General features: G+C 58.9%; 15 protein-coding genes. 4 read left to right on the top strand and 11 right to left on the bottom strand.

Going from position 1 to position 13,709, the window contains the following annotated elements; translation table 11 throughout:
• Positions 1-104 precede the first annotated feature (104 nt).
• Together ACO05M_RS04410 and ACO05M_RS04405 are read right to left on the bottom strand one after the other, a co-directional pair.
• Complete coding sequence (locus ACO05M_RS04410; protein ID WP_421868289.1) at positions 105-857, bottom strand: TetR/AcrR family transcriptional regulator; 753 nt, start codon at positions 855-857, stop codon at positions 105-107.
• An 88-nt stretch (positions 858-945) separates the two neighbouring features.
• Positions 946-1,848, bottom strand: a complete 903-nt coding sequence (locus tag ACO05M_RS04405) for a LysR family transcriptional regulator ArgP (protein WP_421868286.1) — start codon at positions 1,846-1,848, stop codon at positions 946-948.
• Positions 1,849-1,987: 139 nt separating this feature from the next.
• On the opposite strand from ACO05M_RS04405, the gene ACO05M_RS04400 reads away from it, so the two are divergent.
• Positions 1,988-2,623: a LysE/ArgO family amino acid transporter gene (locus ACO05M_RS04400; RefSeq protein ID WP_421868283.1), complete on the top strand. Its 636-nt coding sequence runs from the start codon at positions 1,988-1,990 to the stop codon at positions 2,621-2,623.
• Positions 2,624-2,774: 151 nt separating this feature from the next.
• On the top strand, positions 2,775-3,704 hold the full coding sequence (locus tag ACO05M_RS04395) for a DMT family transporter (RefSeq protein WP_421868280.1): 930 nt from the start codon (positions 2,775-2,777) through the stop codon (positions 3,702-3,704).
• A 13-nt stretch (positions 3,705-3,717) separates the two neighbouring features.
• On the opposite strand, the gene ACO05M_RS04390 is transcribed toward ACO05M_RS04395, so the two are convergent.
• The 9 genes from ACO05M_RS04390 to dctP form a co-directional block, all read right to left on the bottom strand.
• Positions 3,718-4,473: a substrate-binding periplasmic protein gene (locus ACO05M_RS04390; RefSeq protein ID WP_421868278.1), complete on the bottom strand. Its 756-nt coding sequence runs from the start codon at positions 4,471-4,473 to the stop codon at positions 3,718-3,720.
• A gap of 84 nt (positions 4,474-4,557) precedes the next feature.
• The gene (locus ACO05M_RS04385; RefSeq protein WP_421868276.1) at positions 4,558-5,220 is read right to left on the bottom strand and encodes a YkgJ family cysteine cluster protein; all 663 of its coding nucleotides are present in this window, start codon (positions 5,218-5,220) and stop codon (positions 4,558-4,560) included.
• A gap of 110 nt (positions 5,221-5,330) precedes the next feature.
• The gene (locus ACO05M_RS04380) at positions 5,331-5,621 is read right to left on the bottom strand and encodes a cytochrome C oxidase subunit IV family protein (RefSeq protein WP_114696643.1); all 291 of its coding nucleotides are present in this window, start codon (positions 5,619-5,621) and stop codon (positions 5,331-5,333) included.
• Between the two features lie 7 nt (positions 5,622-5,628).
• A complete protein-coding gene (locus tag ACO05M_RS04375; protein WP_421868273.1) occupies positions 5,629-6,309 on the bottom strand; it encodes a cytochrome c oxidase subunit 3 family protein in 681 nt (226 codons plus the stop codon).
• 370 nt (positions 6,310-6,679) lie between these two features.
• Positions 6,680-6,970 (bottom strand): cytochrome C oxidase subunit IV family protein, encoded by a 291-nt coding sequence (locus tag ACO05M_RS04370; RefSeq protein ID WP_421868270.1) that lies wholly within the window; start codon positions 6,968-6,970, stop codon positions 6,680-6,682.
• Positions 6,971-6,976: 6 nt separating this feature from the next.
• Positions 6,977-7,633 (bottom strand): cytochrome c oxidase subunit 3 family protein, encoded by a 657-nt coding sequence (locus ACO05M_RS04365; protein ID WP_421868266.1) that lies wholly within the window; start codon positions 7,631-7,633, stop codon positions 6,977-6,979.
• Positions 7,634-7,841: 208 nt separating this feature from the next.
• Complete coding sequence (locus tag ACO05M_RS04360) at positions 7,842-9,146, bottom strand: TRAP transporter large permease (protein ID WP_421868263.1); 1,305 nt, start codon at positions 9,144-9,146, stop codon at positions 7,842-7,844.
• Positions 9,143-9,688: a TRAP transporter small permease gene (locus tag ACO05M_RS04355; protein WP_114696640.1), complete on the bottom strand. Its 546-nt coding sequence runs from the start codon at positions 9,686-9,688 to the stop codon at positions 9,143-9,145. Before ACO05M_RS04355 ends, ACO05M_RS04360 begins: the two co-directional genes overlap by 4 nt.
• Positions 9,689-9,788: 100 nt before the next feature.
• Positions 9,789-10,814, bottom strand: a complete 1,026-nt coding sequence (dctP, locus tag ACO05M_RS04350) for a TRAP transporter substrate-binding protein DctP (RefSeq protein ID WP_421868260.1) — start codon at positions 10,812-10,814, stop codon at positions 9,789-9,791.
• 354 nt (positions 10,815-11,168) lie between these two features.
• On the opposite strand from dctP, the gene ACO05M_RS04345 reads away from it, so the two are divergent.
• Both ACO05M_RS04345 and ACO05M_RS04340 read left to right on the top strand, forming a co-directional pair.
• Complete coding sequence (locus tag ACO05M_RS04345; protein ID WP_421870651.1) at positions 11,169-12,137, top strand: NAD(P)-dependent oxidoreductase; 969 nt, start codon at positions 11,169-11,171, stop codon at positions 12,135-12,137.
• Position 12,138: 1 nt separating this feature from the next.
• Positions 12,139-13,680: an aldehyde dehydrogenase family protein gene (locus tag ACO05M_RS04340; RefSeq protein ID WP_421868257.1), complete on the top strand. Its 1,542-nt coding sequence runs from the start codon at positions 12,139-12,141 to the stop codon at positions 13,678-13,680.
• Positions 13,681-13,709 lie beyond the last annotated feature (29 nt).

Raw genomic sequence — 13,709 nt, 5'->3', positions numbered from 1 at the left:
TCAACTTCCAGGCTGTCTATTCTGACAATTCGTCATTATCAGAACTAAAAAAATGCGGTTTTCACCGCAGCTAAACCGTCGTCACAACGGTTAATTCTTCGTTGCTAGAACACCAGCTGGCGTCCACGCTGGCGGATCTCTTCGATCTCTGCCGCAAAGCGGCCTTCCATCAGCGCATTGATCACCCGGCGATAATTGTATTCGCTCGACAGCGGCTGCCAGCCGAGGCCATCGAGGAAGATATTCGAGGTGTTGAAGTACTCGCGCTCCAGATACAGGCCATGACGCCCGGCACAGCTGTCCAGGTCATCGTTGAGCAACATGATGGCGCCGTAGCCGCCGGCCCAGCCCAGGAAGCTGACCTGCTGCTTATTCAGGTGCGGCGGGAGTTGCAGGCTGCCTTCGGCGATACCGGCATCGATAACGCTGAAGAACAAGCCCATCAGGGTCGTCTCCAGCTGCTCGTGTTCGGCCAGTCGCTCCGGTGAGGTCTTGCCGATCACCGACGGGCTCTTGCTGCACAGACAAACCCGGAACAGGGTCGGCTTCCACAACGCATAGATCAGGTAGGCAAACGACATCCCCAGGTAGCGCTCACGGCTATTGCCTTCGAACGCGGCGGCGCGGGTAAACAGGTCAACCATGGTCCGCATCGCATAGTTGCCGATGGCCGACAGCAGATCTTCTTTGCCGGAGAAGTGGCTGTATACCGTGCCTTTGGAATAGGAGACCTGGGCCACGACTTTATCCATCGTCAGCTGCGACACGTCGATCTGTTCCAGCAGACGCAGCGCCGCCTCGATAATCTCGAGTTCTCGCTGTTGCAGGCTGTGCTGATCTAGGGCGCGTGGGCTCATCGGATAAACCGGCTCAATCTTGAATGACGATTCGTCGAAATATACGCCCGGCATCCGCAGCTGTCAATTTCAAACGCCAAAGGTTCGATCAATCGGTATCGGGCAACGGCAGCAGATGGGCCCGGCAATACGCCATCATCACCTCGGTGAGGCGTCGGCCAGTATCGGTACTCAGGTTCCAGGAATGCCAGTACAGCGGCACATCGATGCAATGCTCGGGTACCAGCTCGACCAGGCGCCGCTGCTCCAACAATGCCTGGCTTTGCTGGTCCGGCACCATCCCCCAACCATGGCCTCGGGCGATCAGTTCGACGAAGGCGTTGGAGGACGGCACCAGGTGGCGCGGGTAATCCCCCTCAAAATCGAAGTAGGTCTTTAAATACCGATCCTGCAGCTCATCCCGCTGGTTGAACACCACCGCCGGTGCCCGCAGCAGCGATTCGGTATCGACGCCGTCGGCAAAATAGCGATCACGGAATTCGGTGCTGATCAGGGCTCGATAACGGGTCAGCCCCAGCGCGACACAGCTGCCCCCCTGAATCGGTTGATCGCTGGAGCTGATACAGCCGATCACCTCGCCCTGGCGCAGAAAGTGATGGGTTTGGTCCTGATCATCGACCCGCAGATCCAACAGCAGCGGACTCTGCTGCAACAGCGGATCGATCGCCTCCATAAACCAGGTTTCCAGGCTGTCGGCATTGAGACCGATCGACAGTCGGGTATAGCCCTGCTCGTAAGCATCACCCAGCCCGTCCAGCAGTTCGCTCTGCAGCAGCTTGATCTGATGGAAGTGGCGCAGCAACTGCTGCCCCGCCGGGGTCGGATGAAGCGGCTGGCTGCGGACGATCAGCAGCTGGCCGATCCGCTCTTCCAGCTGTTTGACCCGTTGCGACACGGCGGACTGGGTCAGGTGTAGCCGCTGGGCGGCTTTATCGAAGCTCTGGCACTCCAACACCGTGGCAAACGCCTGCAACTGACGGTAATCGATCATCGGGCACCCATGACCATCAAATATTAATTTTATTAATTTAGATTAAATATTATTAGCTTTTCTAACTACAAGCGATCCCCTAACCTTGCCGGCATCGCTTCGACGTTCATTCCAACCCCGAATCCGCAGAGCCACCGCCATGAGCCTTAGCCTGACTGCCGTCTCCACCCCGTTCTTTACCGGCCTGGCCACCAGCGCCGGACTGATCGTCGCTATCGGCGCCCAGAACGCCTTCGTGCTGAGCCAGGGTGTGCGACGCCAGTACCACTGGCCGATCGCCGGGGTGTGCAGCCTGCTCGATACCATCCTGATCGTGCTGGGGATCGCCGGAATGGGCGTGTTGATCAGCGAGTCACCGCTGATTCTGACCCTGGTGACCTGGGGCGGGGTCGCGTTTCTGCTCTGGTACGGCGCCAACGCCCTGAAGGCGGCGCTGAAACCGGCAACCCTGGAAACCCAACAGCGTGGGCTCAGTTCGCTGCGCTCGGCGCTGCTGACCACGCTGGCGCTGAGCCTGCTCAACCCCCACGTCTATCTGGACACCGTGGTACTGCTCGGCAGTATCGGCGGCCGCTATCCGGAGGCCGAGCGGTTCTGGTTCGGTGCCGGTGCCGCGCTGTTCTCCTGCATCTGGTTTTTCGCCCTCAGCCTCGGCGCCCGCTGGCTGGCACCGCTGTTTAAAAAGCCGGTGGCCTGGCAGATCCTCGATGGTTTGGTGTGCGCGATGATGTGGACCCTGGCGGGCCTGCTGATCAGCGGTCGGATCGGCGCCTGACTCGCGATCGATTAGTTTGATCCGCCCGTATCAATCACTGGGATCTGAACCGACATCGGCGTATGCTGTGCCCTCGCTGACGCCGAGCCTCTCCGATCCGTCCTCTGTCAGCGTCGTCAAACCACCCTGCCAACCCGTTGAGATCACTGCTATGGATAGCCGCAAAGACAATATCGACAGCCTCGCCATGGGGATGATGCTGTTGTTCTGCCTGGTCTGGGGCTTGCAGCAGGTACTGCTCAAAGGGGTGGCGCTGGATATGGCGCCGGTGCTGCAGATTGCGATCCGATCTGGCGGCGCCGCGATTCTGGTGGCGCTGCTGATGCTATGGCGTAAAGAAGCGCTGTTCAGTCACGATACCTGGAAGCCGGGCCTGATCGCCGGGGTGCTGTTTACGCTCGAATTTCTGTTTCTGGGTGAAGGGATCCGCCATACCTCCGCCTCGCGGGCCGTGGTGTTCCTCTACTGCGCGCCGATCTTTGTGGCCCTGGCGCTGCATTGGCGCTTTCCCACCGAACGCCTCAGTGCTCTACAGTGGCTGGGAGTCGCCGCCGCCTTCAGCGGGGTCGCCTACAGCTTTCTGGGTGGTGAAGCCGACCAATCCAGTCCTCCGAAACAGTGGCTGGGTGATCTGTTGTCATTGATGGCGGCGGTGGTCTGGGCCGCCACCACGGTGGTCATCCGCAGCACCCGGCTGTCCCAGGCACCGGCCACCCAAACCCTGCTGTATCAGCTGCTGACCGGTTTGGTGCTGCTACTGCTGGCGGCACTGCTGCTGGGCCAAACCGACTATCGGCTCAGCCAGGAGCTGGCGGGAAGCCTGTTATTCCAAATCGTGGTGGTGGCCTTTGCCAGCTACCTGGGATGGTTCTGGCTGCTGCGCCGCTACCCGGCCTCGCAACTGGGCATTTTCAGCTTTCTGACCCCCTTATTCGGCGTCATTCTCGGTGCCTGGCTGCTGGACGAAACCCTGGAACCGCGCTTTATCACCGGTGCGTTGCTGGTGATGGCGGGGATGATTCTGGTCAGCGGGCATCGTCTGCTGGCACAGCTGATACGACGCGTTAGCGGATTGAATTAATCCCGAGGCTGAATCAGTGAGCCACACTGATCGGTGACGGGTCGTAGCGCTTCAAAATCCTGGCGTAGTCGCCCTTTTCAATCAGCAGATCTAAGCCGTGGTTGAAGTCGTCGATGATCCGTCGATGGTTTGGATGCCCCCGTGAGACGGTCAGGTGCAGAGGCCGGACCTGCAGCGAGCGGCCAAAGCGGACCCGCTGCCGCTCGTCGTCCGTCATCAATGCCAACCGGTGGAACGCGTTAAGGCGCTCCTCCAAGGTTAGGTCGACCCGCTTCCGCCCGAGCATCATCAGACTCTGCTCAAGACTGTCGGAAACGCTGGTCTGATAGTAATTGGTCGGGATTGAGTTCAGGTAGCCATAGCCGCGAATCACCGCAAATAACTTCCCTTCCATCGACTTCGGTTGAGCATAGGAGTTGTCGTCGTCGCGATGCTGCAGCAACACAATTTCAGTATTCAGGTAGGGGCGGCTGTAGAGCATGCGCAGATTACGCTCGTCGGTGAACCAGGCGATCGCCATCCCATCCAGTGCGCCCTGCTTCACCATGTTCTGGGCACGCTGCCAGGGATAGATCAGGACCTCGACGTCGTAATCGACCTGCTTAAACGCCGCCTGGACGATTTCGGCGGCTACCCCACCACTGGTCATACTGGCGGTGGTATAGGGTACCCACTCGGCCGCCGCAAATTTCAATACCGGTTTGGCAACTACCGTGCCCGCCAGCAACAACAGAATCAACGCTGATAATCGGGATGCTATAACAGCCATCGTTTTATACCCTGAACAACAATCTGGTTATTCTAGGCCGTTGAATCTATTCGGTCTTGTGGCTATTAGTCGGATACGCATCGGTCAGGCCCCATCATTCAGGGCGGCCCGTAACGCCGGAACTAACGACGACTGCTGAGAAGCGCCCTGCTGCTGCGCCACTGCCATCAACGCATTGGTCAACGCCTGGTAGACCCGGACCGTGATCGGCTGTTGCGGCACCTGGGAGCCCTGCTTGACCGAACGAATACAGAGTTCCACATCCGGTGAGGTGAAGGCCCGGCACGAGGGCGGGCGACGGGGATAGATTGAGCATTGCTGATTCTGGTCCAACAGCGGACAGGGCGGCTTTTCAAAGGCCAGCTCGGGGTGCTGCGGATATTGCGCCAATCGCTGCCGTAGCTGATCCAGCTCCTCGGGGCTGAAGCGGCTTTGGATATAGGCAGCGATATCGGCCACTACCTGGGGGGGCGTTTCGACTTTCAGGTGGCAACAATGGGCGCAGCCCTTGTGACAAGCCAGGGCTCCGGAGCTGGGGAAATGCTGCTGAAAATCGCTCAGGGCCTGCTCGGCCAGTTGATAGCACTGGCTCAACCCCACCCCGTCGCTGTCACTGCGCTGCAGCTCGACATACATCTGCTTGGCCAGGTTCTCGAACAGCTGATCGTAGGCCAGGCTTTGCCGCTTGAGCATCTCGGCCACCGCTGCCACATCATCCACCGAATAGTAGCTGTCCGAATCCGCCATCACACCGCCCCTCAATCATCACTGTCAAAGCCCTCAGGCTATACCAGCGAAGCGCTAGAGCCAATCACTGAGGATGGAGAACGCTATCAGCAGTGCCAGGCGCGCAATCACTACAGCCGGGTCAGATCGGCAATCTGCTCCGGATACAGGAACACCAGGATCATCAGCACCGGCATCACCACAAAGAACAGCCCCATCGAGAACCGAATATAGGGGTGGGCGTATTTCAGCTCCATAAAGTGTTCCACCACCATGATGCCTTTCAGCGACACGGTCGCCGCAATAAAAAGGGTCACCAACAGGCTGGGATCGGCCGACTCTGCCAGCCAACCGCTACTGATCGTCAACACCATCAACAGTAGCCAGATACCGTTCAGCAACTTGGAATAGGACGCGAACATAGCCCGATTACCTCAACACGTAGACCAGCGGGAAGATCACGATCCAGACCAGATCGATCATGTGCCAGTAGCAAGCCACCGCTTCCATCCCTTCGTGGTCCTTGGCACTGTAGGCGCCGTAATGGAGCCGGATAATCACCCAAAGGATCGCCCCGCCACCCCAGATCACATGGATGAAGTGATTGAAGGTCAGGTAGTAATAGACGGTAAAAAACAGGTTGGTATAAACCGAGAACCCCTGCTCGGCGTTCAACAGGTACTCCCAGATTTTCACCACCAGATAGAACAGCACGCAGCCGATGGTGCCCCAGAGCCAACGAATCGAATCGCGCACGGCATCGCGCCGGATCGCCACCATCGCCCGCGCGACACAGAAGCTGCTGCTCAGCATCGCCAGGGTATTGAGCGTGCCGGCCAGGGTATTGAGCTGCTGCGGCCCCTGATCGAACATCTCCTGAGAATGAACCTTGGCGATAAAGTAGATCAGGAACATGACCCCGAATTCGGTCATCTCGGTATAGATGGCGAACCAGACCGCCTTGTTTCCCGGCACCCGCCCCGGTTTCGGCTTGGTGATCGCATCTGACGCAGCGTCCGGATTGGCCGAGGCCGAGTGCTGGTCCGACGAGGGTAGCGCAACGCCTGCCTGGTCCACGGAAAGCACCTCGGAGACTTGGTTGTCGCGCATCAAATACAGCTCCTTAACGGTCCCGCCGTTAAATGGCTCCGGAAGTGCTCACAACAGATCCGTGACGACCCGCGATAAATCGGCAAAAGCCGGCCTTATTCGGATCCGTTGGGCCATCGGCCCGCAACACTCCCGCTTGGCTCAGATCGCTACGCTGAACCCGGATTAACTCAAACGCTGACTCGCTTGTAGCAGAAGCACGCCCTCCTGCTACGGTGGCCAGCATCCAAAACAATAGATCAATTTGAAGCCAAACTTGTGATCGGGACCGAAATTCGGTCCCAAATTGAATCCAACGGGAGGGATGGCCGGGAAGATCGACAGGGGGTACGGCCCCGAAGGGCCGGGTGTGGCGAGAGACCCGCCTAGCCTAGATTCGGGTCAGGTCCGCGATCTGCTCCGGGAACAGGAACACCAGCAGCATCAACAGCGGCAGCACCACAAAAAACAGCCCCATCGAAAACCGGATATAGGGGTGCGCCGTTCGCAACTCCATAAAGCGCTCCACCACCAGCCCACCTTTGATCGCCACCGAAATCGCCACGAACAGGGTTACCAGCAAACTGGGATCGGCTGATTCGGCCAACAGAGCGCTACTGATCGTCAGGGCCATCAGCAGCAACCAGACAGCATCCAACATTCTTGTGTAAGAAAGAGTCATAGCCGTTTACCTCAGGACATAGAGCAGTGGGAAGATAATGATCCAGACCAGATCGATCATGTGCCAGTAGCAGGCGACCGCCTCCATCCCTTCATGATCCTCGGCGCTGTAGGCGCCGCGCTTGAGCCGGAAGATCACCCAGAGCACCGCGCAACCGCCCCAGGCCACGTGCAGGAAGTGGTTGAAGGTCATGTAGTAGTAGACGGTGAAGAATAGGTTGGTATCGACGGCGATCCCCTGTTCGGTATTCCACTGATACTCCCAGGCTTTGACGGCCAGATAGAACAGTGCGCAACCGATGGTGCCCCACAACCAGCGAGCCGCCACCTTATTATCGCTACGCCGCACCGCCACCATCGCCTTGGCGACACAGTAACTGCTGGTCAACAGCGCCAGGGTATTGAGGGTGCCCGCCATCGTGTGGAGCTGCTGCGGCCCCTGATCAAACAGCTCCAGGTAATGCACCTTGGCAATAAAATAGATCAGGAACATAAACGCGAACTCGGTCATCTCGGCAAAGATGCCGACCCAGATCGCGCCATTACCGGGCACCCGGCCCAATAGGCTAATCCTTGAGGCAGAGGGGTTTTGAGAGGACGTGTTATCTAATACGGCGACAGACTCGCCCACGGACAACGTTGCAGCGGCTTGGCCGGCGCTCATGGGATACAGCTCCTTAACGGCTCTGCCGTTAATCAAACCTTGGAATGGAGCCAGAGTACGCCTTTGATGTCAGTGATTTGAGAGCCACAATCAGGTTTAACCGTCATCCCAGCCGTCCGCCTTCCCCCACTGTACCCCTCGTTTTTTTCAAACTGTACCCTTCGCAGCCCCAACCCAGAGTCGAGGCTGCGGGGAGCGACCTCTCGGATCACTCGATTCCCATCACCCAACGCGGCAACAACAGTGCCAGATCCGAGATAAAGGTGACCGCCAACACCACCGGCAGATGGCCCAGCAGGATAAAGCGCAGGGTCGGCTTCAGGTACTCGTGGAAGGCGGATTTGCCCACCGAACCGGCCATGTACAACAGCGGCGCGCAGGGTGGGGTGATATTACCCAGCCCCAGATTAGTGCCGACAATCGCGGCGAAGTGGATCGGATGGACACCCAGATCCAGCGCCACCGGCATCAGGATTATCGAGGCCAGAATACTGCCGGAAACATCATCCACCAGCATCCCGATGCCGATCAGAATCAGATTGATCAGCAACAGGATCACGACGGGGTTATCCGACAGCCCGATCAGGAAATCCGACAGCTGCTGGGGCACCTGTTCCATGATCATCACCCGACTCATCACGAACAGGAAGAAGATCATCGCGATGATTGATCCAGTGCTGATCGCCCCCTTGATAATCGCCGTCGCGGCACTCTGGAACGTCAGCCCCTTATAGATCAGGAAGCCGACCGGCAGGGTATAGACCAGCGCCACGGCCGCAGCCTCGGTGGGGGTAAAGATACCGCCGTAGATGCCGCCCAACATGATCACCGGCATCAGCAACGCCCAGCTGGCTTCTTTGCTGGCACCGGCAATGACACGGCGACGCTCGGGCAACGAGATCTTCTCTTCAACCCGCATCCCTTGACGGTTACGCACAAACAGATAGTTGATCAGGCAGTAGATCAACGCGATGGTCACGCCGGGCAGAATGGTCGACAGGAAGGCCGCCGCCACCGACACCCCACTGGTCAAGGCGAAGATGATCATCGGCACACTGGGTGGAATCAGCAGTGCCAACACCGACGAGCAGCCCACCAGTGCGGTGGCATAACCGCGCGGATAGCCCTGGTCGACCATCTTCGGAATCATGATCGAACCGATCGCCGCAATCGCCGAGGCGCCGGAACCGGCAATGGCACCAAACAGGGCGCAGGTGACGATGGTCACCGACCCCAGCCCGCCACGAATCGGCCCGACAAAGGCATTCACAAAGCGGACCAGCCGATCGGAGATACCACTGGCCCCCATCAGCGCGCCGGCAATGATAAACAGCGGCAGCGACAGCAGCGCAAAGCTGCCCAGTTGCCAGAACGCGTGGGGGACCAGATAGCTCATGCTTTTGCCGGTCAGCAACACAAAGCTGACCGCCCCCACGCCGAAGACATAGGCGACCGGCATCCCCACCAGCAGCAGGGTCACAATCAGAAACAGGGTTATCGATAGGGTTGTCATCGGCTGATCTCCTCCAGCGTCGCATCGGCCGGGTGAGGCGATTTGTTGTCGAACTCGGTGTAGGAATTTTTGTGGATAAACAGGTCGCGCACCTTGTACAGCGCCATCAGGGTAAAACCGGCAATCGCGGCGCCGACCCAGAACGCGGTCGGCCAACCCAAATTGGTGCTGACCCGGTTGATCTTCATGACAAACAGCAGGTACTTGAAGGCGTAGAAACCGAAAAAGCCGATCACCAGCAAGCCGACCAGGTCATTGAACCCCTTGATCAGCACCCGGGTTCGGGGACTCAGATTAAGCAGGTCGAGAATGCCGCCGGTCAGGTGACTGCGTTCGCGGGTCACCACCACCATCGAGATGAAGTACAGCCACAATCCGGCCAGGATGCTGATCTCTTCGATGGCGGGAAAGGCTTGATCCATCACATAGCGAAGAAACACCGCCACCGCCATCAGACCGGCCAGCAGCAGTGTCAGGCCCACCAAGCAGAGACGAGAAAACTGCGCCAGATAGCGATCGGCGCGGGCAAACAGAGAAATCATGGGTAAGGCCTCCGACTGGCACTGTAAATGTGCTCTGGAAGTGGGCTCTGATAAGAATCGAAAGACCGACAGGCTGCCGGTCTTTGACAGGGCTGAGCAATTACTCAGCGGTGGTGGCGCGAATCTGTTCGACCAGATGTTTACCGACGGTCGCTTCCATCCAGGTCCATTCCTTGTCCTGGATGATCTGACGCAGTTTGCTCTGCTGGGCGGCATCCAGCTCAACCACATTGATGCCATAGTCCTTGATGTCGGCGATCAGTTTTTCGCTGATCTGCTCCGCTTCCTGCCAGGCCCAGCTGGCGGCGTCATCCGCGGCGGCCTGCAGCGCCTGCTGCTGCTCCGGATTCAGGTCATTCCACCAATCCAGGTTGACCAGAAAAGCGCCCTGCTCGAAGTAATCCCGTGAAAAGACATAGGTCTCCAGCACATCGCGCATCTGCCAGATCTCAGAGGGCGGACCGAAAGTCCGTCCGTCGACGGACCCCAGCTGCAGCGCGGTGTAGAGCTCCGAGAACGGCATCGGCACCGGGTTGAAGCCCAGGTATTCAAAACGCTTGATGGCGGTCTGCATCGGCGGCACCCGCACCTTCAGGCCGGCACCGTCTTCCGGAAAGTTGACCGGTACCTTGCCCATCCCCTTACGGATCGCGATACCGCCGAAATCCACCGGCAGGATCGCCAGCAATTTCATATTCAGTCCGGCGTAGATCTCGTTATAGGTCCCCACCATCGAGCCGCCGGGGCCATAGATTTTGACCGCATCGTCCCAGCTGTCGGCCACCATCCCCATGATCGAAATATTCAATCGCGGGTCGAAGTCGGTGGCCGGAAAGGTCATCGTCATGCCGATCTCTCCGGCGATGGTTTGCTCAAATTGAGACGTCCAATCGCCCAGGTCACCCCCCGGGTGGTACTTGATCTCAAACGCATCGGGCGCATTCTTCGCCAACGAAGCCATGAAATGGTCGGCGATCGGATTAAAGATATGATCGTTTGACATCGCATGGGCCAGAACAACCTCTTCTGTCGCATGGGAATAGGTCGGGGCCATCAGGGTCGCGGCCAGCGCAACCGAACCGGCAATTTGTTTAACGCCGGGGTTTTGGATCAGGGTTTTCAGCATGATTAACACTCCGATTTGTTGTTATCGTAGGAAGCGTTCAAGGACGGATGAATCTCCGGCAAGCAACAGCGACAGACCAAAATAGTGATTAGTCACTTACTGCCAAAGACAGATATTGCGAGAGATCAACCTGCACTTTCCTAAAGGTGCTAATCGAGAGTACTAAGATATTTGTTGCTAAGATTTTTTTTCGCGTTGCCTATTTCGCAACGCCGATTTCGATCCGTTCAATTCAGAACTCACTTCAATCAAACCCTGTTCAGTAACAAACCCATCCGTGGTTTTCGGTCTGCTGTTTATGCACCCAAAGCCAGCTGATTTTCTTTTTGTTGCCTAAATTAGAACAATAAAGAAATTTTAAAGACATTCTTCCGAACAAAGAGACCGGTAACAATCGGTTCAAAGCCATGGGCTCAACAAGAATCAAATACGCAGAGGCGAAAAATGGTGAAACACAGAATTGGCGTTATCGGCCTGGGAAGTATGGGTAATGGCATGTGCCAATCCCTGCTGCGGGGCGGTTTTGAGGTATTCGGCACCGATCTAGGTGTCCCCCAGCGACAGGCGGCCGAAGCGATCGGTGTCACCCTGGTCGACAGCATCGCGCAGCTATGCCAGCAAGCCGACGTGATTCTGCTGTCGCTACCCACCGCCCAGCACGTCAAGCAAGTCATAGTCGGTGACGATGGCATTTTGCAGTCAGCCCAGCTATCGACCCTGGTGATCGACACCTCCACGTCCGAGCCGGACGTCACCCGAGGGCTGGCCGAGCAGCTGGCCAGTCAGGGACACGCCCTGCTGGATGCTCCGGTCAGCGGCGGCCCGTCCGGAGCAGCCGCCGGCACCATGGTGATGGTGATCGGCGGCAAGGACGCGGATCTGCAGCGAGCGAAGCCCTTTATCGAGGCCCTGAGCGCCAAGGCCGTTCACCTTGGCCCCTCCGGCAGCGGACATGCCGCCAAGCTGATCAACAACCTGCTTTGCGCCGCTCACCTGGTTACCACCGCCGAAGCCGTCGCACTGGGACAAAAAGCCGGGCTGGATCCGGCCAAACTGCTGGAAGGCCTGAACGCCGGCTCCGGTCGCAGCGCGGTCAGCGAAGTGAACTTCCCCCGCTGGATCCTCAATAACGGTTTCGATTCGGGCTTTACGATGCAGTTGATGCGCAAAGATGTACGCCTGGCCGAAAAGCTGTGTCGTGATCTGGAGCTGGAGCTGCCGCTATCCGAGCAGGTCGCCAAGATCTGGGCCGCCAGCGAACCGACAATTCCCGATCAAGACGATTTTAACTGCATCGTCAAAACCACCGGACTGGAGACCTGAGATGACTTTTACCGTGACCCATAACGGCGAGCAGCAGGTCGCCGGACTACTCAACGAACTGCTCGGCTGCGACACCGAATTCGGCAGCTGGATCAACGGCGAACTGGTCGCCGGCGAAGGCGAGACGATCGAACTGATCAACCCGGCCACCGGCCAGGCGTTTATGAGCTACCGCGATGCCGGCGAAGCCCGCGTGGCGATGGCCGCCGATGCCGCCAAGCTGGCGCAGGCTAAGTGGTGGGCGATGAGCGCCAGCGCCCGGGCCCGAGTCCTGTGGCAATGCAGCCATCAGGTGACTCAGGTCGCCGAACCACTGGCCCGCCTCGAGTCCGTCTCCGCCGGCAAGCCGATTCGTGATTGCCGGGTCGAAGTGGCCAAGGTCGCCGAGATGTTCGAGTACTACGCCGGCTGGTGCGACAAGCTGACCGGCCAGGTGATTCCGGTCCCCACCAGCCACATGAACTACACCCGCCACGAACCCTACGGTGTGGTCACCCAGATCACCCCCTGGAATGCGCCGGTCTTCACCGGTGGCTGGCAGATCGCACCGGCCATCTGTGCCGGGAACGGCGTGTTGCTCAAACCCTCGGAGCTGACCCCGCTGAGCACCACGGTGCTGGTCAAACTGATCGAGCAAGCCGGCGTCCCCAAAGGGTTGGTCAATGTGATCAATGGCCTGGGACACACCACCGGTGCCGCGGCGATTGCCAATCCGGCCACCGCCAAGGTGGTATTCGTCGGCTCACCGCAGACCGGTGGCCGCATCGCGGCTGCCGCCGCCCAGCGCGTCATCCCCTGCGTGCTGGAGCTGGGCGGCAAGTCGGCCAATATCATCTTTGACGATGCCGATCTCGACCGCGCCGTGGTCGGCGCCCAGGCTGCGGTGTTCGCCGCCGCCGGTCAGAGCTGCGTGTCCGGCTCAAGACTGTTGGTGCAGCGCAGCTGTTACGACCAGGTGGTCGAACGGGTCGCCGGAGCCTGCGCCAAGTTGCCGGTCGGGCTGCCCTGGATGGAGCAGACCATGATCGGACCGATCAACAACGCCAAGCAGTTCGATCATGTCCGTAGCCTGGTCGCCGATGGCATCGCCGAAGGCGCCCAGGTCGCTGCCGGTGGCCAGCGGGCCGAGGTAGGTCAGGGCGAGAACGGTTATTTCTATCAGCCCACCGTGCTGGCGGGTGTCGATAACCGGATGCGGGTCGCCCAGGAGGAGATCTTCGGGCCGGTGCTATCGGTGATTCCGTTCGACGACGAGGATCAGGCGTTGGCGATCGCCAACGACAGCCGCTTCGGACTCGGCGGTGCGGTCTGGACCACCGATGTGGGTCGCGCCCATCGACTGGCGGCGCAGGTCAACGCCGGCACCTTCTGGGTCAACAGCTACAAGGCGATCAATGTGATGTCGCCGTTCGGTGGCTTTGGCGAGAGCGGCTATGGACGCTCCAGCGGTTATGAAGGCTTGCTGGAGTACACCCGCACCAAGAGCGTCTGGGTCGAGACGGCCCGGGAAGCCGCGGTGCAGTTCGGCTACTCGATCGAATAATCCGCAAGCAAAAGATGACAGCCCTATCC

Source organism: Motiliproteus sp., assembly GCF_965230735.1.
Taxonomy (GTDB): domain Bacteria; phylum Pseudomonadota; class Gammaproteobacteria; order Pseudomonadales; family Balneatricaceae; genus Motiliproteus.
The sequence above is the reverse complement of the archived record's forward strand: the minus strand, read 5'-3'. Positions and strand labels throughout refer to the sequence as shown.

Excerpts from the sequence above, each read along its gene's own strand:
- ACO05M_RS04365 (WP_421868266.1), bottom strand. The coding sequence starts at position 7,633 with ATGAGCGCCGGCCAAGCCGCTGCAACGTTGTCCGTGGGCGAGTCTGTC.
- ACO05M_RS04370 (WP_421868270.1), bottom strand. The coding sequence starts at position 6,970 with ATGACTCTTTCTTACACAAGAATGTTGGATGCTGTCTGGTTGCTGCTG.
- ACO05M_RS04355 (WP_114696640.1), bottom strand. The coding sequence starts at position 9,688 with ATGATTTCTCTGTTTGCCCGCGCCGATCGCTATCTGGCGCAGTTTTCT.
- ACO05M_RS04405 (WP_421868286.1), bottom strand. The coding sequence starts at position 1,848 with ATGATCGATTACCGTCAGTTGCAGGCGTTTGCCACGGTGTTGGAGTGC.
- dctP (WP_421868260.1), bottom strand. The coding sequence starts at position 10,814 with ATGCTGAAAACCCTGATCCAAAACCCCGGCGTTAAACAAATTGCCGGT.
- ACO05M_RS04375 (WP_421868273.1), bottom strand. The coding sequence starts at position 6,309 with ATGCGCGACAACCAAGTCTCCGAGGTGCTTTCCGTGGACCAGGCAGGC.
- ACO05M_RS04385 (WP_421868276.1), bottom strand. The coding sequence starts at position 5,220 with ATGGCGGATTCGGACAGCTACTATTCGGTGGATGATGTGGCAGCGGTG.
- ACO05M_RS04395 (WP_421868280.1), top strand. The coding sequence starts at position 2,775 with ATGGATAGCCGCAAAGACAATATCGACAGCCTCGCCATGGGGATGATG.
- ACO05M_RS04380 (WP_114696643.1), bottom strand. The coding sequence starts at position 5,621 with ATGTTCGCGTCCTATTCCAAGTTGCTGAACGGTATCTGGCTACTGTTG.
- ACO05M_RS04340 (WP_421868257.1), top strand. The coding sequence starts at position 12,139 with ATGACTTTTACCGTGACCCATAACGGCGAGCAGCAGGTCGCCGGACTA.
- ACO05M_RS04360 (WP_421868263.1), bottom strand. The coding sequence starts at position 9,146 with ATGACAACCCTATCGATAACCCTGTTTCTGATTGTGACCCTGCTGCTG.
- ACO05M_RS04390 (WP_421868278.1), bottom strand. The coding sequence starts at position 4,473 with ATGGCTGTTATAGCATCCCGATTATCAGCGTTGATTCTGTTGTTGCTG.
- ACO05M_RS04400 (WP_421868283.1), top strand. The coding sequence starts at position 1,988 with ATGAGCCTTAGCCTGACTGCCGTCTCCACCCCGTTCTTTACCGGCCTG.
- ACO05M_RS04410 (WP_421868289.1), bottom strand. The coding sequence starts at position 857 with ATGAGCCCACGCGCCCTAGATCAGCACAGCCTGCAACAGCGAGAACTC.